The organism is Agarivorans sp. 2_MG-2023 (assembly GCF_030548085.1).
Classification (GTDB): Bacteria; Pseudomonadota; Gammaproteobacteria; order Enterobacterales; family Celerinatantimonadaceae; genus Agarivorans.
On the sequence record NZ_JAUORQ010000011.1, the window covers coordinates 78,523 to 95,830 of the forward strand.

The 17,308-nt window shown below is 45.4% G+C and carries 17 protein-coding genes; 12 read left to right on the top strand and 5 right to left on the bottom strand.

Features of this window, described 5'->3' with window-relative positions; all coding sequences use genetic code 11:
* Window positions 1-18: 18 nt before the first annotated feature.
* From murD to lpxC, 9 genes are all read left to right on the top strand, one after another.
* Window positions 19-1,323 carry a UDP-N-acetylmuramoyl-L-alanine--D-glutamate ligase gene (gene murD / locus Q4549_RS16450; protein WP_303553446.1) on the top strand — a complete coding sequence of 435 codons (1,305 nt, stop codon included), beginning with the start codon at window positions 19-21 and terminating at the stop codon, window positions 1,321-1,323.
* On the top strand, window positions 1,320-2,528 hold the full coding sequence (gene ftsW / locus Q4549_RS16455; protein WP_303553447.1) for a cell division protein FtsW: 1,209 nt from the start codon (window positions 1,320-1,322) through the stop codon (window positions 2,526-2,528). Before murD ends, ftsW begins: the two co-directional genes overlap by 4 nt.
* Window positions 2,521-3,606 (top strand): undecaprenyldiphospho-muramoylpentapeptide beta-N-acetylglucosaminyltransferase, encoded by a 1,086-nt coding sequence (murG, locus tag Q4549_RS16460; protein WP_303553448.1) that lies wholly within the window; start codon window positions 2,521-2,523, stop codon window positions 3,604-3,606. The genes ftsW and murG overlap by 8 nt, the downstream gene beginning before the upstream one ends.
* Window positions 3,607-5,061, top strand: a complete 1,455-nt coding sequence (gene murC, locus Q4549_RS16465; protein ID WP_137673681.1) for a UDP-N-acetylmuramate--L-alanine ligase — start codon at window positions 3,607-3,609, stop codon at window positions 5,059-5,061. It begins immediately after the preceding gene.
* The gene (locus Q4549_RS16470; RefSeq protein WP_303553449.1) at window positions 5,061-5,984 is read left to right on the top strand and encodes a D-alanine--D-alanine ligase; all 924 of its coding nucleotides are present in this window, start codon (window positions 5,061-5,063) and stop codon (window positions 5,982-5,984) included. Before murC ends, Q4549_RS16470 begins: the two co-directional genes overlap by 1 nt.
* The gene (locus tag Q4549_RS16475; protein WP_303553450.1) at window positions 5,984-6,742 is read left to right on the top strand and encodes a cell division protein FtsQ/DivIB; all 759 of its coding nucleotides are present in this window, start codon (window positions 5,984-5,986) and stop codon (window positions 6,740-6,742) included. The genes Q4549_RS16470 and Q4549_RS16475 overlap by 1 nt, the downstream gene beginning before the upstream one ends.
* Window positions 6,723-7,979 carry a cell division protein FtsA gene (gene ftsA / locus Q4549_RS16480; protein ID WP_137673684.1) on the top strand — a complete coding sequence of 419 codons (1,257 nt, stop codon included), beginning with the start codon at window positions 6,723-6,725 and terminating at the stop codon, window positions 7,977-7,979. The genes Q4549_RS16475 and ftsA overlap by 20 nt, the downstream gene beginning before the upstream one ends.
* A 38-nt stretch (window positions 7,980-8,017) precedes the next feature.
* Entirely contained in the window at window positions 8,018-9,166 is a 1,149-nt protein-coding gene (ftsZ, locus tag Q4549_RS16485; protein WP_137673685.1) for a cell division protein FtsZ, read from the top strand.
* A 107-nt stretch (window positions 9,167-9,273) separates the two neighbouring features.
* Window positions 9,274-10,191 (top strand): UDP-3-O-acyl-N-acetylglucosamine deacetylase, encoded by a 918-nt coding sequence (gene lpxC / locus Q4549_RS16490; RefSeq protein ID WP_137673686.1) that lies wholly within the window; start codon window positions 9,274-9,276, stop codon window positions 10,189-10,191.
* A 22-nt stretch (window positions 10,192-10,213) separates the two neighbouring features.
* Here the strand turns inward: lpxC and Q4549_RS16495 are convergent, their stop codons facing one another.
* Window positions 10,214-10,669, bottom strand: coding sequence for a DUF721 domain-containing protein (locus tag Q4549_RS16495; RefSeq protein WP_137673687.1), 456 nt, complete (start codon window positions 10,667-10,669; stop codon window positions 10,214-10,216).
* Window positions 10,670-10,687: 18 nt separating this feature from the next.
* On the opposite strand from Q4549_RS16495, the gene Q4549_RS16500 reads away from it, so the two are divergent.
* From Q4549_RS16500 to mutT, 3 genes are all read left to right on the top strand, one after another.
* Window positions 10,688-11,611 carry a peptidoglycan DD-metalloendopeptidase family protein gene (locus Q4549_RS16500; protein ID WP_303553451.1) on the top strand — a complete coding sequence of 308 codons (924 nt, stop codon included), beginning with the start codon at window positions 10,688-10,690 and terminating at the stop codon, window positions 11,609-11,611.
* A gap of 35 nt (window positions 11,612-11,646) precedes the next feature.
* A complete protein-coding gene (gene secA, locus Q4549_RS16505; RefSeq protein ID WP_303553452.1) occupies window positions 11,647-14,361 on the top strand; it encodes a preprotein translocase subunit SecA in 2,715 nt (904 codons plus the stop codon).
* Window positions 14,362-14,422: 61 nt separating this feature from the next.
* A complete protein-coding gene (mutT, locus tag Q4549_RS16510) occupies window positions 14,423-14,830 on the top strand; it encodes an 8-oxo-dGTP diphosphatase MutT (RefSeq protein ID WP_303513883.1) in 408 nt (135 codons plus the stop codon).
* Here the strand turns inward: mutT and yacG are convergent.
* From yacG to Q4549_RS16530, 4 genes are read right to left on the bottom strand one after another with little or no spacing between them, the layout of a single operon-like run.
* Window positions 14,827-15,027 (bottom strand): DNA gyrase inhibitor YacG, encoded by a 201-nt coding sequence (gene yacG / locus Q4549_RS16515; protein ID WP_303553453.1) that lies wholly within the window; start codon window positions 15,025-15,027, stop codon window positions 14,827-14,829. The two genes, mutT and yacG, sit on opposite strands and share 4 nt — an antisense overlap.
* Window positions 15,027-15,767 carry a cell division protein ZapD gene (gene zapD, locus Q4549_RS16520; protein WP_303553454.1) on the bottom strand — a complete coding sequence of 247 codons (741 nt, stop codon included), beginning with the start codon at window positions 15,765-15,767 and terminating at the stop codon, window positions 15,027-15,029. The genes yacG and zapD overlap by 1 nt, the downstream gene beginning before the upstream one ends.
* A gap of 58 nt (window positions 15,768-15,825) precedes the next feature.
* Window positions 15,826-16,428 (bottom strand): dephospho-CoA kinase, encoded by a 603-nt coding sequence (gene coaE / locus Q4549_RS16525; protein WP_303553455.1) that lies wholly within the window; start codon window positions 16,426-16,428, stop codon window positions 15,826-15,828.
* A complete protein-coding gene (locus tag Q4549_RS16530) occupies window positions 16,428-17,306 on the bottom strand; it encodes an A24 family peptidase (RefSeq protein WP_303553456.1) in 879 nt (292 codons plus the stop codon). The genes coaE and Q4549_RS16530 overlap by 1 nt, the downstream gene beginning before the upstream one ends.
* Window positions 17,307-17,308: the final 2 nt, after the last annotated feature.

A 17,308-nucleotide genomic window follows, 5' to 3' on the forward strand; every position in this document is an offset into this window, starting at 1 on the left:
TAGGAACGAGTGAATACAGTGAGTAGATTGCAGCTAGATAAACGTTACGCAGTTGTTGGCCTTGGCGCCAGCGGCCTTAGTAGCGTGCGCTTTTTACTCAAGCATGCCGTATCACCGTTGGTATGTGACACCCGCAAACAACCGCCTGGCCTTGCTCAGCTTCCTGAACACTTAGAGGTAGTATGCGGTGAGTTACCACTGGCTAAGCTACTTGATTGCGATGTTGTTATTGTTAGCCCTGGAATTGCTTTGGCTACGCCCGAGCTACAGACCTTAGCTAAGGCGGGAATTGAGCTGATTGGCGATGTAGAGCTGTTTTGCCACTATGTCGCGGCACCGATTGTCGCGATAACCGGATCTAACGGCAAAAGCACGGTAACCAGTTTAGTGGGCGATATGGCTAAGCAGGCTGGGATGAAGGTTGCTGTTGGTGGCAATATTGGAGTGCCAGCTCTGGACTTGTTAGCCGATGAAGTTGAGCTGTATGTGCTGGAGTTATCTAGCTTCCAATTGGAAACCACCACTAGCTTAACTGCGAAAGCGGCGACTTTGTTAAATGTTAGCGAAGACCATATGGATCGCTACCAAGGTTTGGCGGATTACACCGCGGCAAAACAAAAAATTTACAAGGGTGCCGAATGGGCGGTTGTTAATTTGGATGATGCGCAATCTACGCCGATTACCGGCTCTCATCCAACGCTAAGCTTTTCGGTGAACCAAATTGCAGATTATTGCTTAAGTGTTGATAAGCAACAGTTAATGCGCGGTGACGAGGTTTTAGTTCATACCAATGAACTGCCCTTGGTAGGCACCCATAACTACGCTAATATTTTGGCTGCTTTAACATTGGCAGAGGCGGTAGGTCTAGAGTTAGGCGCTTGTGTAGAGGCTGCTAAGCAGTTCACTGGCTTGGCCCATCGCTGCCAATTAGTGTCACGTAAAAACGATATTGCGTGGATTAACGATTCAAAAGCTACCAATGTAGGCGCTACCTTGGCAGCGCTTCACGGCCTGAGCACCGGGAAGGCTAATTTATGGTTGATTGCTGGTGGCGATAGTAAAGGTGGTGAGTTAGCTGAGTTAGCGCCTGCTTTTGCAAAGTTAGCTGGAATAGTGGCCTTTGGTAAAGACAAGCACCGTTTCCAAGAACTCGAACATAGCATTCAATTAAAAAATGATCTCAACGAAGCTTTTGCGTGGTGTGCCGAGCAAGCTCAAGCTGGTGATATTGTGTTGTTGTCGCCAGCCTGCGCCAGTTTAGATATGTATAAGAACTTTGAAATGCGCGGTCAGCACTTCTGCGAACTGGTGGAGGCATTATGAATATAGTGGCAAAACCTCAAGCTTGGTTTAGCAGCCTTTGGCTGAGATTGAACCCAGAGACTAAAGACGCTCAAGAGCCGCTGTTGTTTGACCGCCAGTTACTTTGGTTGGCTTTGTGCCTAATGGTGACAGGCTTGGTCATGGTGGCTTCATCGTCAATACCAGAAGGTATTGCCTTAAATGACGACCCATTTCGTTTTGCTAAACGCCATGGCATTTATTTGGTGCTTTGTTTGGCTGCGGTTGCAGTGGTGGTGCAAATCCCTATTGCTTGGTGGCAGTCGCATAACGCTAAGTTGTTGTTGCTTGCTGGAGTGGCCTTAGTTTTAGTTTTGATTATTGGCCGTAACATTAACGGCAGTAGCCGCTGGATTGGCTTAGGGCCAATTAATATTCAACCGGCAGAGTTCGCTAAGTTGGCGTTGTTTACCTATTTGGCTGGCTATTTAGTGCGTCGCCATGAGCAAGTGCGCGAAAACTTAAAAGGTTTCTTAAAGCCACTTGTGGTGTTTTTCTTCTTAGCGGTACTGCTGCTGGCTCAGCCTGATCTTGGTAGTGTGATTGTGATGTTTGTTACCACCGTTGGCATGTTGTTTTTAGCAGGTGCAAAACTGGTTCAATTCTTTGGTTTGATGTTCACAGGCATTGTTGCGGTAGTGACCTTGGTGATTGCCGAACCCTACCGAATGCGCCGTGTATCTTCGTTTTTAGACCCATGGCAAGACCCCTTTGGAAGTGGTTATCAATTAACCCAATCGTTGATGGCTTTTGGCCGTGGTGATTGGCTGGGTGAGGGTTTAGGTAACTCTATTCAAAAGTTAGAATATTTGCCCGAGGCACATACGGATTTTGTTATTGCGGTATTAGCCGAAGAGCTCGGTTTTATTGGCGTATGCGCGGTGTTGTTATTGCAAATATTGTTGGTGTCACGCGCCATGATCATTGGTAAACGCGCGTTATTGGCGGAACAAGCGTTTGCAGGCTATTTGGCCTGCGGTATTGGTATTTGGTTTAGCTTCCAAACCATGGTGAATGTTGGGGCGGCATCTGGGTTAGTGCCCACTAAAGGTCTTACTTTGCCATTGATTAGTTATGGTGGCTCTAGTTTATTAGCGATGTCTATTGCGGTAGCTATTTTATTAAGAATCGACCACGAACTCCGTTTGGCAAAATGCCAGGCCTATACGAGGGATGCTCATGGTTGATACTACTCAGAAAAAGCTGTTAGTTATGGCTGGTGGCACTGGCGGGCATGTGTTCCCTGGGCTAGCGGTGGCTGATTACTTAAAAGAGCAAGGTTGGGAAATCTCTTGGTTAGGTACTGCTGAGCGAATGGAAGCTCAACTGGTGCCTAAACATGGTTATCCGATCGATTTTATTAGCATCAAAGGCGTGCGTGGTAACGGCTTACTTCGCAAACTTGCTGCACCATTTAAGCTACTTAATGCTGTTAGGCAAGCGCGAGCAGTGATTAAGCGCTTTCAGCCCGACGTAGTGTTGGGAATGGGCGGTTTTGCTAGTGGCCCAGGAGGCATTGCTGCATGGCTAATGGGCAAACCTTTGGTATTGCATGAGCAAAATGCGGCAGCAGGTTTAACCAATAAAATGTTGGCGAAAATTGCCAAAAAATCATTAATGGCTTTTCCTGATGCGCTGCCAAATGCAGACGTTGTGGGTAATCCGGTTCGCCACTCGGTAATAACTTTGCCAGAAAAAGAACTGGCCGACCGAACTGATTATAATCTTTTGGTTATCGGTGGCAGTTTAGGTGCTCAAGTGTTTAACGAGAAGCTTGCGGCGGGTATAAAACACAGTGGTTTAGACCTAAATATTTGGCACCAAGCTGGTAAAGATAAGCAGGCAAGTGCGGTTGATGCCTATCAGTGCCAAGGACTTGATGAAAATTTGAGTGATGCACCTAAAATAGTTGAATTTATTGATGATATGGCTGCAGCTTACCAGTGGGCTGATGTGATACTCTGTCGCGCTGGCGCGCTAACGGTGTCAGAGGTGGCCGCAGCGGGTATTCCAGCACTATTTGTACCTCTGCCTTATGCCGTTGATGATCATCAAACCAAGAATGCACAATTTTTGGTAAAAGCTAATGCCGCACGTTTATTAAAACAAAGCGATTTTTTGCCGCAAAATATTGCGGCGTTATTACATGAATTTGCTGACCCAGCATTGCGCTTAGCTTGCGCACGTAATGCTCGACAGCAGGCCTCTGTGAATGCCACTGAAAAAGTAGCCGCAGTGTGCCAAGCGTTAACAAAGAGTAGTTAGATGAGTAAAGTTGAATTAGCCAAGTTACGAACCATGATTCCAGAGATGCGAAAAGTGAAGCGAATTCACTTCGTAGGGATTGGTGGCGCCGGTATGGGCGGCATTGCAGAAGTATTGGCTAATGAAGGCTACCAAATATCTGGCTCTGACCAAGCCGCTAGCGCGATGACTGAGCGCTTGCAATCGGTTGGAGCTGAAGTTTTTTTCAACCACGACGAAGGCAATATTCAGGGCGCTAACGTAGTGGTGGTTTCTACCGCTATTCGTGAAGATAACCCCGAAGTACAGGCAGCTCGGGCGGCGCGTATTCCTGTAGTGCGTCGCGCCGAAATGTTGGCTGAACTGATGCGTTACCGTCATGGTGTTGCCGTGGCCGGTACTCATGGTAAAACCACAACCACCAGTTTAATCGCCAGTATTTATGGTCAAGCAGAACGTGACCCTACCTTTGTTATTGGCGGTTTGTTAAACAGTGCGGGTACTAATGCGCGCTTAGGCAAAAGTCGTTACCTAATTGCAGAAGCTGACGAAAGTGACGCTTCTTTTCTGCATCTTCAGCCCATGGTCGCGGTAGTGACCAATGTTGAACCAGACCATATGGAAACCTATGGTGGAGACGAAGCGCAGTTGCACGCCACGTTTATCGATTTTTTGCACAACCTACCATTTTACGGTGTAGCGGTGATGTGTATCGATGACGAAGGTGTACAAACTTTGTTGCCGCAAATCGGTCGTCAAATTATCACTTACGGTTTTTCAGATAACGCTGATGTTCGGATTGAGAACTTTGCTCAGCAGGGAGACCGTTGTTCGTTCACGGTAAATCGCGTTGGTCACGAGCAGTTAAGCATAGCCTTGAACATGCCAGGCGAACATAACGCTTTAAATGCTGCAGCAGCGATTGCAGTAGCTACCGAAGATGGCATCGAAGATAGCGCGATTGTTGAAGCGTTAAATAGCTTTGCCGGTATTGGTCGTCGTTTCCAGCAATACGGCGAGTTTGCTACAGGAAATGGCTCCGCGTTGTTAGTCGATGATTATGGCCACCACCCAACCGAAGTGTTGGCCACAGTAAAAGCGGCACGTGCGGCCTGGCCAGAGCGCCGCTTGGTGATGGCATTTCAGCCTCATCGTTACAGCCGAACGCGTGATCTTTACGAAGATTTTGTTGATGTATTGGCCCAAGTAGACAGCTTATTGTTACTTGAAGTTTACTCGGCGGGTGAAGATGTAATTGCTGGTGCCGATAGTCGAGCCTTGTGTCGAAGCTTACGCCAACGTGGTTTAGAGCCGATTTACGTTAAACAACCTAGCGAGTTAAACGCCTTGCTCGCCGATGTGATTGAAGATGGTGACGTGGTGTTAACCCAAGGTGCGGGAAATATTGGTGTATTAGCGCGCGAGTTGGGTGAGTTAAAACTGAGTATCGATAAATTAAAAGGCAGTAACAGTTAATGGCCAGTTTACGTATGAATCGTGTAGCGGTGTTATTTGGCGGAGACTCTGCCGAACGAGAAGTATCGCTAAAATCTGGCAATGCGGTGTTGGCTGGTTTGTTAAGAGCTGGGATTCAAGCTGAAGGTATAGACACTAAAGGGTTTGATCTAAATATTCTAAAGCAGCGCAAGTACAGCCATGTGTTTATTGCCTTACATGGTCGCGGTGGCGAAGACGGTACGTTGCAAGGAGCTTTGGAGTACTTGGGGTTGCCTTACACTGGCAGCCGAGTATTGGGATCAGCGCTAGCGATGGATAAAATTCGCTGTAAGCAAATTTGGCAAAATATTGGTTTGCCTACCGCCGATTACGCGATTGTAGATAAACAAGGTTATCAAGCGGCAGATGCTGCCGGCATTTTAGAGCGTTTATCTGGTGTAGTAATGGTTAAGCCAGCGCTAGAGGGTTCAAGCATTGGCATGGCCAAAGCAGAAACGGTAGAGCAGCTAGAAGAAGCGATTACCAATGCGTTTGAGTTTGATTCGCGGGTTTTGGTTGAACAATGGATCACGGGCGCAGAATACACGGTATCGATTGTGGGAGATAAGGTATTGCCTTCTATAAGAATGCAAACGCCTCACACATTTTATGACTACAACGCTAAGTACCAAAGTAACTCTACTGAGTATTTCTGCCCAAGTGGCTTAGACGAGCAAGCAGAACAAGAGCTGGCAAATATTGCCATGCAAGCCTTTAAGTCGGTAGATTGCGAGGGTTGGGGACGAGTAGACTTTATGGCTGACCAACAAGGTAATTGGTACTTGTTAGAGGTGAACACTTCTCCAGGTATGACAGAGAAAAGTTTAGTGCCTATGGCGGCAAAGCAAACAGGCATTAATTTTGACCAGTTAGTGGTTAGTATTTTGGATTTGGCGCATTAATGATGACGCTAAGCGACCAGCAAAAGCAACAAACCGACTATTGGGCTGGTGTTGTCTTTTTTGTTCTGGTGCTGCTGAGTTTAGCTTATGGGGTGTACTCAGTTTATAACAGCGTAAGCGATAAGCAGCTAAGCCCAATGAACCGTTTACTGGTATCAGGAAAACGCGATTATGTATTGGACAACGAATTACAAGAAAGCTTAGCGGCGTTACCTGAAGCGGGTAATTTTTTCAGTTTAAATGTGTCTGAGGTGAAGCAGCAATTAGAGCTATTGCCTTGGGTAAAGCAAGTTACAGTGCGTAAGCAATGGCCAGATAAGTTATCAATTGCCTTACGAGAGCAGCAAGTGGTGGCTCGTTGGAACAATGCAGCTTTGCTCAATAAGCAAGGACAAATATTTGAAGCACCGCAACAACGGGTGGTGAATAAACTAGCCACTTTAAGCGGGCCTGATGAACAAGCTGGAGCGGTATTAACCACTTTTGAGCAATTGCAGCGGGTATTGCAGCGTCACCAATTGATTATTGTTGGCTTGGCGTTAAACGAACGACACGCTTGGCAAGTAGAGTTAGCTGGCGGCATGGTGCTCAAGCTAGGAAAAGAAGACAAACTTAATCGCATCGAGCGTTTTGTTGCGGTTTACCCTCAGCTTAAACAAGACGCTGTGGAATACATAGATTTACGCTATGACACTGGTTTTGCAGTGGGATGGAAGAAACAGGAAGGTTTGGTAGCAAATGACCAAAGTAACGGATAGAAAACTAATAGTTGGCTTAGACATTGGTAGTGCAAAAATCACCGCATTAATTGGTGAGGTATTGCCTAGCAATGAAATGAGCATTATTGGTGTGGGCAGTCATCCGGCTAAAGGCATGGACAAAGGCGGAGTGAATGACCTCGACTCTGTGGTCAAAACTGTGCAACGCGCTCTGCAAGAAGCTGAACTCATGGCCGACTGCAAAATAAGCTCTGTTTACTTAGGCGTTTCCGGTCGCCATATTCGCTGTTTGAATGAAAAAGGCATGGTGCCCATTAGCGATGAAGAAGTGACGCAGGATGATGTAGATAATGCTATTCACACTGCAAAGTCAGTAAAGTTGCCTGACGAGCATCGCATTCTGCATGTACTGCCTCAAGAGTTCGCCATCGACTTTCAAGAAGGTATTAAAAACCCGATTGGTTTATCCGGTGTGCGTATGGAGGCGAAGGTACACTTGATTGCTTGCCATAACGACATGGTTAAAAATATTGTTAAGTGTGTAGAGCGCTGCGACCTTAAAGTAGATCAACTTATTTTCTCAGCGTTGGCGTCGAGCTATGCGGTACTCACCGACGATGAAAAAGAGCTAGGTGTGTGTGTGGTCGATATTGGCTCGGGCACCATGGATATTGCAGTATACACTGGCGGTGCGCTGCGCCATACCTCGGTAGTCCCGTTTGCGGGTAACTCGGTGACCCGTGATATAGCAACGGTATTTGGTACGCCATTAAATGACGCTGAAGCGGTTAAGGTTCGTTATGGCTGTGCGCTAGGTAGCATGGTAAGCCGTGACGATACCATTGAAGTGCCAAGTGTAGGCGGGCGACCATCTCGTAGCTTGCAGCGCCAAACCTTAGCCGAGGTTATTGAACCTCGCTACAGTGAGTTGTTTGGCATGATTAAATCTAAGTTAGACGAACTAACCGAAGATATGCAGGCGCAGGGAACCAAGTTACAACTAGGTGCAGGGGTTGTGCTAACCGGTGGCGCCTCGCAAATAGAGGGCGTAGTTGAATGCGCCGAGAAAATTTTACAATGCCAGGTGCGGGTTGGTTCTGCCAATAACGTAGCTGGCCTAACAGAATACGTACAAGCACCCACTTACTCAACTGCAGTAGGTTTGTTGCATTACGGAATGGAAAACCAAAGTGAAAAACCAATTGAAGTAAAGAACATTAGTAGTGTTGGCAATATCGCGAAGCGATTGCACAGTTGGTTTAAAGGTGAATTTTAGTTTTTGCTAGTTGGCAGAAACCAAGCGGAGAGAGAACTATGTTTGAGATTATGGATAGTCATACCGATGAAGCGGTAATTAAAGTTGTAGGCGTAGGTGGCGGCGGCGGTAACGCTGTTGAGCATATGGTTGCACAGTCTATTGAAGGGGTGGAGTTCATCACCATCAATACAGACGCGCAAGCACTGCGTAATTCTGGTGCTGACAATACTCTACAAATTGGTGGGGCCATCACCAAGGGATTAGGGGCTGGCGCTAACCCAGAGGTGGGGCGTGAAGCTGCGATGGAAGATCGCGATGCGCTAATGAGCCAATTGCAAGGGGCCGATATGGTATTTATTGCTGCTGGTATGGGCGGTGGTACAGGTACTGGTGCTGCACCCGTTGTTGCTGAAGTTGCCAAAGAACTCGGTATTCTTACGGTAGCGGTTGTAACTAAACCTTTTGGCTTTGAAGGCAAGAAGCGCACGAGTTATGCTCAGCAAGGTATTGAACAACTCAGCAAAAATGTGGATTCGTTAATCACTATTCCTAACGATAAGCTGTTAAAAGTTCTTGGTCGTGGTGTTTCATTGTTAGATGCCTTTAAAGCCGCGAACAACGTATTACTCGGCGCAGTACAAGGTATTGCTGAGCTAATCACACGCCCTGGTTTAATTAACGTGGATTTCGCCGATGTTCGCACAGTAATGCGCGAAATGGGCACTGCAATGATGGGTACAGGTATTGCTGCTGGTGAAGATCGTGCAGAGGAAGCTGCCGAACTAGCTATTTCAAGCCCATTGCTTGAAGACGTTGATTTAGCGGGTGCACGCGGTATTTTGGTAAATATTACCGCTGGCTTTGATATGAGCATCGAAGAATTCGAAACCGTGGGTAATGCCGTTAAAGGTTTTGCTTCAGAGAACGCTACAGTAGTAGTAGGTGCAGTTATTGACCCTGAAATGAGCGATGAGTTGCGTGTTACTGTCGTCGCAACCGGTATTGGCGCTGAACGTCGCCCAGACATCTCAATTGTTAAGCCGCAGCAAGCAGTAAATGCCGAGCCTGTAGCCCGCACTATGCCTGTTGATACCGCTCCTATGGTTGAAGAACCAGCAGCAGTAGTAAATGCAGAACCACGCAGTGCCGGTGGTGATGGTGATTATTTAGATATCCCAGCATTTTTGCGTCGCCAAGCAGATTAATCTGTTGGCGATTGCTGAAGTTTTAGACAAAAGTTTGTGATGTATATCAAACTTGTGTTAAGATGTCCGACCATCTAGTTTATTGGTCGTAAAGCAGAGGAATTTTTATGCTTAAACAACGGACTCTTGAAAAGTCAGTACAAGCGACAGGCATCGGTTTGCATTCCGGGCACAAGGTCACCATGGTCTTACGTCCAGCGCCTGCGAATACCGGTATTCTGTTTAATCGTACCGATCTCGATCCGGTTGTAACGATCCCTGCAAAAGCAGAGTTAGTGCGCGATACCATGTTATGTACTTGTCTTATTGACGATGCAGGCAACCGTATATCTACGGTAGAGCACTTAATGGCCGCAATTGCAGCGTTAGGCTTGGATAATGTAATTATTGATGTTGATGCTCCTGAACTTCCAGTGATGGATGGCAGCTCAAGCCCGTTTGTATTCTTATTGCAATCAGCGGGTATTGAAGAGCAAGCTTCAGCTAAAAAGTTTATTCGAATTAAACAAGCTATTCGTGTAGAGCATGAAGATAAGTGGGCCGAATTACTGCCAAGTAATGAAGGCTTTAAAATTGATTTCTCAATTGATTTTGACCACCCAGCAATGGAAGGGCGTAATCAAGCGATTTCAATGAACTTTTCTGCAGATAGTTTTGTTAAAGATATTAGCCGTGCGAGAACCTTTGGTTTTATGCGTGACATTGAGTACTTGCAGTCTAAAAACTTAGCCTTAGGCGGAAGTTTAGAGAACGCAGTAGTGTTAGATGAATATCGAATTCTGAACGAAGATGGCCTTCGTTATGATGACGAATTTGTTAAGCACAAGCTTCTTGATGCTGTGGGCGATTTGTATATGGCAGGACTACCTATCCTTGGTCATTTACGTGCTCATAAATCAGGTCACGCGCTAAACAACAATTTAGTTCGCGCAATGCTAGAGCAACAACATGCTTGGGAAATTGTCACTTTCGAAGACAAAGCCGAAGCACCAGCTGCATATCAACAACCGGTATACAGCTTCTAAAATCCAATTTGGTCGGCGCTGGCTAACTCTCTCCGCTCAGCGCCGCTAATTTTTCCAGCTTTTCCCTCAGTTCATCGGGTACGTGTTTTGCCAATTCTGTGATATGTTTGGCTGCTTGGGCGCTTAGCTGGCGTTTTCCAGTGCTTTTTACCTCAGCTTCTGGTTTAATACTTTTCAATTCGGGATTTATTTTTAGTTCCAAACTGACAACCCCTGGTATGGCTTTGCGCAGCTCGCTGAGTAAATCAAAACGAAACTGTTTTAAACGCGTTAGCCAGGCTGAACTGGGTGCTTCGATAATAGCGACTCCTTGACGCATATTAACGATACGGCATTGCTGTAGTTTGTAGCGCGCCAAAATTTCGCTGCCAAGTTGCTGTAGCTGCACACGTTGTTGTAAAGGCTGCTCGATTTGCGTGAACTGTTTCTGGTGAAATATACGTTCTATCGAAATCGGCTGATGCTGACGTTTGGACATTAAAGTTAACATTTATATATGAAATTAAGTTTAGTATACGCCCATAAAGGTGAGACCAGAACCGTTCGTTTTAATCCCTTGCGATTAGCCTGGTTCGCATTCTTGTTAGTCGCTTTGCTCTGCAGTATTAGCTTATGGGGCGTACAGCAATATCAAAACCTCGCCAAACAGCAAACAATATTACTGGGGCAACTAGACCGCTTGCAGGCAGAACCGAAGCTCGAGCAATACGAGCAACAGTTGCGGCATCGTTATAGCCAGTTGGCAGCAAAAATTGGCCAAATGCAGGTGGAAATGACGCGGCTAAATGCCTTAGGTGCTCGGCTCATTGAAGACACAGAGTTCGCTGCAGAGTTTGATTTCACCAATACGCCGCCTATGGGCGGCCCAATGTTAGATGTAGATAGTACCGTCCATCGCAGTGATACTCTCATTTTTGACCTTGGCCAGCTAGAAGCTCAAGTGGGTGCAAAGAAAAAATCACTGAACCTGCTTGAATCTTGGCAACAAAGTCACCATCTAGTTAATAGTAGTTATATATCTGGTTGGCCTGCAAAGGGACCGGGTATTTGGATTTCTTCGCCATTTGGTTCTCGAGTAGATCCTTTTACTAAGCGTAAGGCTCGCCATAAAGGTGTAGATATCGCGGGTAAAGAAGGAACCAAAATACGCTCGGTAGGTGCTGGAGTCGTTGTTTGGGCGGGAAGCCGCTTTGGTTATGGTAACCTAGTTGAAATTGAGCATGGTAACGGAATGGTAACACGTTACGCGCATGCTAAAGCTGTATTAGTAAAAGAGGGTGATGTTGTAAGTAAAGGGGATGAGATTGCGTTGATGGGCAGTACCGGTCGCTCAACTGGGTCTCACGTGCACTTTGAAGTGCTGAAAAACGGTCGTCCGCTAAATCCCAGTAAGTTTATTTACCGCAAAGCCAGTGCCTAGAAAATTGGATTTCGTCTTAGCAAAAGTAGTGTTTCATGATTAGTAAATTAGTAACAAAAATCGTTGGTACTCGAAATGATCGTACCATCAAAAAGATGCGTAAAGTCGCTATCACTATTAGCGCTTTAGAGCCCGAGTACGAGAAACTGTCTGCTGAAGAAATACAAGCTAAGGCGGGCGAATTTAGAGAGCGCTTAGAAAAGGGCGAGACTCTAGAGGCCATTTTGCCAGAAGCATTCGCGGTTGTGCGAGAAGCCTCTAAGCGTGTATTTGAAATGCGCCATTTTGATGTGCAGTTAATTGGCGGCATGGTACTTAACGACAACAAAATTGCCGAAATGCGTACCGGTGAAGGTAAAACCTTAACCGCAACCTTACCGGCTTATTTAAACGGCGTAACGGGCAAAGGTGTGCACGTTATTACGGTGAACGATTATCTTGCTCAGCGTGATGCTGATTGGAATCGCCCGTTGTTTGAATACTTGGGCCTAAGTGTTGCTGTGAACGTTTCTGGTATGGACCATGAAGCGAAAAAAGCGGCGTACGCAGCTGATATTACCTACGGAACTAACAACGAATTTGGTTTTGACTACCTGCGCGATAATATGGCTTTTGCGCCTGAGCAACGCGTTCAGCGTCCACTCAATTACGCAGTTATCGATGAAGTGGATTCAATCTTAATCGATGAAGCACGTACGCCATTAATTATTTCTGGTCCGGCTGAAGATAGCTCAGAATCATATAAGAAGATTAATGACATCATCCCATTATTGGTTCGCCAAGCAGAGGAAGATACCGAAGAGCTTATTGGCGACGGTCACTATACTCTCGACGAGAAGAACAAGCAGGTTCACCTAACCGAAAATGGTCAGATATTTGTAGAAGAAACACTGCAAGAACGTGGCATGTTGGAGCAAGGCGATTCTTTATATAACGCCGCTAATATTAGTATGCTTCACCACGTTAATGCTGGTTTGCGTGCTCACACTTTGTTTGAGCGTAACGTTGACTACATCGTTAGCGATACTAACGAAATCGTGATTGTAGATGAGCACACTGGTCGTACAATGCCTGGTCGCCGCTGGTCTGAAGGTTTACACCAAGCTGTAGAAGCTAAAGAAGGCGTAGCTATTCAGAACGAAAACCAAACGCTGGCGTCAATTACCTTCCAAAACTACTTCCGTTTATACGAGAAGTTGTCTGGCATGACGGGTACTGCTGATACCGAAGCATTTGAATTCCAATCAATTTATGGCTTAGACACTGTTGTAGTGCCCACCAATAAACCAATGGTTCGTGATGACCAAGGGGATTTGGTTTATCTGACTGCAGAAGAAAAATACCAAGCGATTATTGACGATATTCGCGAATGTGTGAAAGCCGAGCGACCCGTTCTTGTGGGTACGGTTTCTATTGAAAACTCGGAGCTGCTTTCTAGTATTCTTAAGAAAGAAAAAGTTAAGCACAATGTTCTAAACGCTAAATTCCATGAGAAAGAAGCAGACATTGTTGCTGAAGCAGGTACTGCAGGTGCTGTGACTATTGCTACCAACATGGCCGGACGTGGTACCGATATCGTATTGGGTGGTAACTTACAGGTAGAGATCAGCGCGTTAGGCGAAGACGCGACTGAACAGAAAATTGCTGAAGTAAAACAACAATGGCAATTACGCCATGATGCAGTGCTAGCTGCTGGCGGATTACATATTATTGGCACTGAGCGACATGAATCTCGTCGTATTGATAATCAGCTACGTGGTCGTTCTGGCCGTCAAGGTGACCCCGGTTCTACCCGTTTCTACCTATCAATGGAAGACAGCTTAATGCGTATTTTTGCCTCAGATCGGGTAACCGGTATGATGAAAAAACTAGGCATGGAGCAAGGTGAAGCGATTGAGCACCCTTGGGTGACTCGCGCTATTGAGAATGCTCAGCGTAAAGTAGAAGGGCGTAACTTTGATGTGCGTAAATCTCTACTTGAGTTTGATGACGTAGCCAACGATCAGCGTAAGGTCGTTTACGAACAGCGTAATGACTTGATGGACAGTGATAGCATCACCGAAACCATTGAAGCCATTCGTGAGGACGTGTATTCAAGTGTCATAGATGAATATATCCCCCAGCAATCGCTAGAAGAAATGTGGCAAGTTAGCGAACTTGAACAGCGCTTAAAAAGCGACTTTGGTTTAGATTTATCGATTCAAAAATGGCTTGATGAAGACGATAAATTACATGAAGAAAAACTTCGTGAAAAAATCCTAGAAGCCGCTATAGCTGATTACCAGGTTAAAATTGACACAGTAGGTGCCGATCCTATTAAGCAATTTGAAAAATCTGTAATGTTGCAAACGCTTGACCAGTTATGGAAAGAGCACTTAGCAGCAATGGATCATCTTCGCCAAGGTATTCACTTACGTGGTTATGCTCAGAAAAATCCTAAGCAAGAGTATAAGCGTGAGTCTTACGAGTTATTCATGCAAATGCTCGAAGCGCTGAAATTGGATGTAGTAAGTATCTTGAGTCGTGTTCAAGTTCAAGCTCCTGAAGAAGTTGAAGCGATGGAAGCCAAACGTCGTGAAGCTGAAGAGCGAGCAATGAAATTGCGCCAGCAACAATCGCAGGGCCAAACTGAGGAATCAGCTGAGCCCGGGCATACGGTCGTTCGCGATGGACAAAAAGTGGGTCGTAATGACCCTTGCCCATGTGGTTCTGGTAAGAAATACAAACAATGTCACGGTAAGCTTTCTTAAGGTTACAAAGTCTATTGAAAAGAGAGCTCAGGCTCTCTTTTTTTATGAGTAAGGAAAGATAATGAAAATTGTAAATGTAGCTGTGGGCGTGATTGTTGATGGTGAGAGAATCTTACTTAGTTTACGTAACCAAGCACAGCATCAAGGTGGAAAGTGGGAGTTTCCAGGTGGCAAAATTGAAGATGGAGAGCTTGTTGTAGATGCGTTATCTAGAGAGTTGGAGGAAGAACTGTTAATCGTTGTAGATAAAGATAGCTGTAAGCCTCTTATTCGCGTTGAGCACGACTATGGCGATAAAAAGGTATGTTTACATGTTTATACGCTAACTCGCTACTCAGGTGAGCCACAAGGCGCCGAACAACAAGAAATTCGTTGGGTAAACAGAAATGAACTGGTTGACTTAAATTTTCCAGAAGCCAATGAGGTAATTCTAGAAGAAATTCTTAAATCTGGCTTTAGTGCGGATTAAAATTCCCAGCTATCGGGTTTATCTTCGTCTTCTTGTAGGTCTTGTCCGGCGATAAACTTCTCTTCATTGGCCCATTCGCCTAAATCAATAAGCTTACAGCGTTCACTGCAAAAAGGTCTGTATTCACTGCTGGCTTGCCAAATAACGGTAGAATCACAGGTAGGGCATTTTACTACTGGAGCATTAGGTTTTTTCATTAAGCAATCTTACAACAATAAAGGCGGCAGGGAATATCGGCTACTTCAGCATTCACCGCACTAACAAATTTTATCGCAAAGCGGTGTTTATGCCCGCTAACGGTTGGATAACATTGAAACTCGGTATCTAACTCAATACGCAACAGGCCGCATTCGGCTGCAACCCCTTGATAAAAGCCCTTATGGGCGATTACTTCAGCATCACTGTGCTGTTCTCTGAGTAGATTTAATAAGTGTTTGATGGCTTCAGCCACTAATTGAAATGGGCTTAACCATTGCTGGACTTGAGAGTTTATTAACGCTTGTGGCTGATTTAACCACAAATGCAAATAGGGCAAGTCGAAGCTACTGTTTCCGCCTGGCAAACAAAGTCGCTGTCGAATACTCGCAAGTAGCCGATCATTTTTAAGGTGGTCAGATACACGAGTATGCTTAGCTATGGCTGCGATAAAGGTTTTAACTTGTAACAAGAGCTCTTCAATTTTACTGGTATCAACATTTGGCATTGATGCCCATTGGTCGAGCTTTTCAGCCTGTTTAGCTAAATCTTTAAGTAAGTCGGCGCGCCATTCACAGCGTTCTAATACTTCAGCCACTTCAAACAGCACTCGAAAAAACTGCTGCTGTTGCAATGGGTGCTGCAGTGCTTTGGACAGCATTAGTTGCTCAAACAATTGCTCTAAGCGTAAGTAGTTTCTTACTTTTTCGTTTAAAGGGTGTTCAAAAATCAATGCGGCCATGAGAACTCAGTTTTACAGCTTTGGGTGGCTTATCTGCGCTAGTGTAACCATTGGAGGATTAACTGTCATGGCTTTTACTGAGATCAAGGTAAAACTGGTGTAATGCTTTAACTTTTAGCTGTAGGGTCGGAAGATCGGCATCGTTTTCAATGATGTCATCGGCAGCGGCGAGTTTTGCTTCGCGTTTCATTTGGGCATCGATAATTTGTTGCGCTTGGTTAGCACTTACATTATCTCTAGCCATGGTGCGTTCTATTTGCACATTTGTTGATGCATCTACAACGAGCACTCGGTCTACTAGCTTGTGGAGTTGGTTTTCTAAAAGCAGCGGGGCAACTAAGATTTTGTAAGCCCCTTGAGCTTGATTTAGCTGGGTGAGCATTGTTTCGCGAATGAGTGGGTGCATCAGTTGATTCAGCCAGTTTTTTTTATCTTCATCAGCAAAAATTTCTTGGCGTAATTTAGCGCGATTTAGCTGGCCATTTTCAAGCAAAATAGTTTGCCCAAAATACTCTTCGATTTGGGCTAGAGCAGGCTGGCCTATATTCACCACTTCTCTAGCAACAATATCTGCGTCTACAACCGTTATTCCAAGCTCTTCAAACCAACGGGATACCTGACTCTTACCACTGGCAATGCCTCCCGTTAGGCCAACAATCATTAGGCAATTCCAAGGTAAGAAAAGTACCAATTATGAATAGTGTCACCAAAGAGTAAATAGCAAAGCGCCCCTAAAACGAGATAAGGACCAAATGGAATAGGTTTGCTTTGTTGGTGTTTGCGAAACACAATTAGCCCAATACCGATCGCCGCTCCCGAAAACGAAGATAACAGGATGGTTAGGGGCAGAGCTTGCCAGCCAAACCAAGCGCCTATCATTGCTAGCAGTTTGAAATCACCGTAACCCATACCTTCTTTACCTGTGAGTAGTTTAAATACCCAAAATAAACTCCATAAAAAGCCATAACCGATAGCCGCACCAAGCACTGCATCGTTCAAACTAACAAAGCCCGTATCCAAGTTGATGAGCAAACCTAACCATAAGGTCGGTAGAGTGATTTGATCTGGCAAATACATGGTATCTAAATCGATCATGGTGAGGCAGAGCAAAATGATGCAAAACAGACTCGCAAAAACAAACGGTAAACTAAGACCAAATTGCCACCAACACGCCAGAGTTAACAAGCCTGAAGCTAGCTCTACTAGAGGGTAACGAGCACTGATTGGTGCCTTACAGGTAGCACACTTTCCTCGTAGCATTAACCAACTGACTACTGGGATATTTTGCCAAGCAGTAATTAGGCTATTGCAGTTTGGGCAGGCTGACCGGGGAATCATTAAGTTGTAAGTGTCGGCTTCTGATTTGGTGTTATCTTTTAGTTCATCAGCCAAAAAAGAGCGACATTCTGTTTTCCACTCTCGCTGCAACATTATAGGTAAACGGTGAATCACCACGTTCAAAAAAGACCCAATACATAGGGCTATTAATAAGCAGAAACCCAGCGCAGTGGCTGGGTAGAGTTCAATAAAGGTTTGCATGC

Bases quoted from the DNA above. Each gene is read 5' to 3' on its own strand.
- murC (WP_137673681.1), top strand. From the start codon at position 3,607: ATGAGTAAAGTTGAATTAGCCAAGTTACGAACCATGATTCCAGAGATG.
- Q4549_RS16475 (WP_303553450.1), top strand. From the start codon at position 5,984: ATGATGACGCTAAGCGACCAGCAAAAGCAACAAACCGACTATTGGGCT.
- lpxC (WP_137673686.1), top strand. From the start codon at position 9,274: ATGCTTAAACAACGGACTCTTGAAAAGTCAGTACAAGCGACAGGCATC.
- Q4549_RS16530 (WP_303553456.1), bottom strand. From the start codon at position 17,306: ATGCAAACCTTTATTGAACTCTACCCAGCCACTGCGCTGGGTTTCTGC.
- coaE (WP_303553455.1), bottom strand. From the start codon at position 16,428: ATGATTGTTGGCCTAACGGGAGGCATTGCCAGTGGTAAGAGTCAGGTA.
- zapD (WP_303553454.1), bottom strand. From the start codon at position 15,767: ATGGCCGCATTGATTTTTGAACACCCTTTAAACGAAAAAGTAAGAAAC.
- ftsW (WP_303553447.1), top strand. From the start codon at position 1,320: ATGAATATAGTGGCAAAACCTCAAGCTTGGTTTAGCAGCCTTTGGCTG.
- secA (WP_303553452.1), top strand. From the start codon at position 11,647: ATGATTAGTAAATTAGTAACAAAAATCGTTGGTACTCGAAATGATCGT.
- Q4549_RS16470 (WP_303553449.1), top strand. From the start codon at position 5,061: ATGGCCAGTTTACGTATGAATCGTGTAGCGGTGTTATTTGGCGGAGAC.
- Q4549_RS16500 (WP_303553451.1), top strand. From the start codon at position 10,688: ATGAAATTAAGTTTAGTATACGCCCATAAAGGTGAGACCAGAACCGTT.
- Q4549_RS16495 (WP_137673687.1), bottom strand. From the start codon at position 10,669: ATGTCCAAACGTCAGCATCAGCCGATTTCGATAGAACGTATATTTCAC.
- ftsA (WP_137673684.1), top strand. From the start codon at position 6,723: ATGACCAAAGTAACGGATAGAAAACTAATAGTTGGCTTAGACATTGGT.
- mutT (WP_303513883.1), top strand. From the start codon at position 14,423: ATGAAAATTGTAAATGTAGCTGTGGGCGTGATTGTTGATGGTGAGAGA.
- murG (WP_303553448.1), top strand. From the start codon at position 2,521: ATGGTTGATACTACTCAGAAAAAGCTGTTAGTTATGGCTGGTGGCACT.
- ftsZ (WP_137673685.1), top strand. From the start codon at position 8,018: ATGTTTGAGATTATGGATAGTCATACCGATGAAGCGGTAATTAAAGTT.
- yacG (WP_303553453.1), bottom strand. From the start codon at position 15,027: ATGAAAAAACCTAATGCTCCAGTAGTAAAATGCCCTACCTGTGATTCT.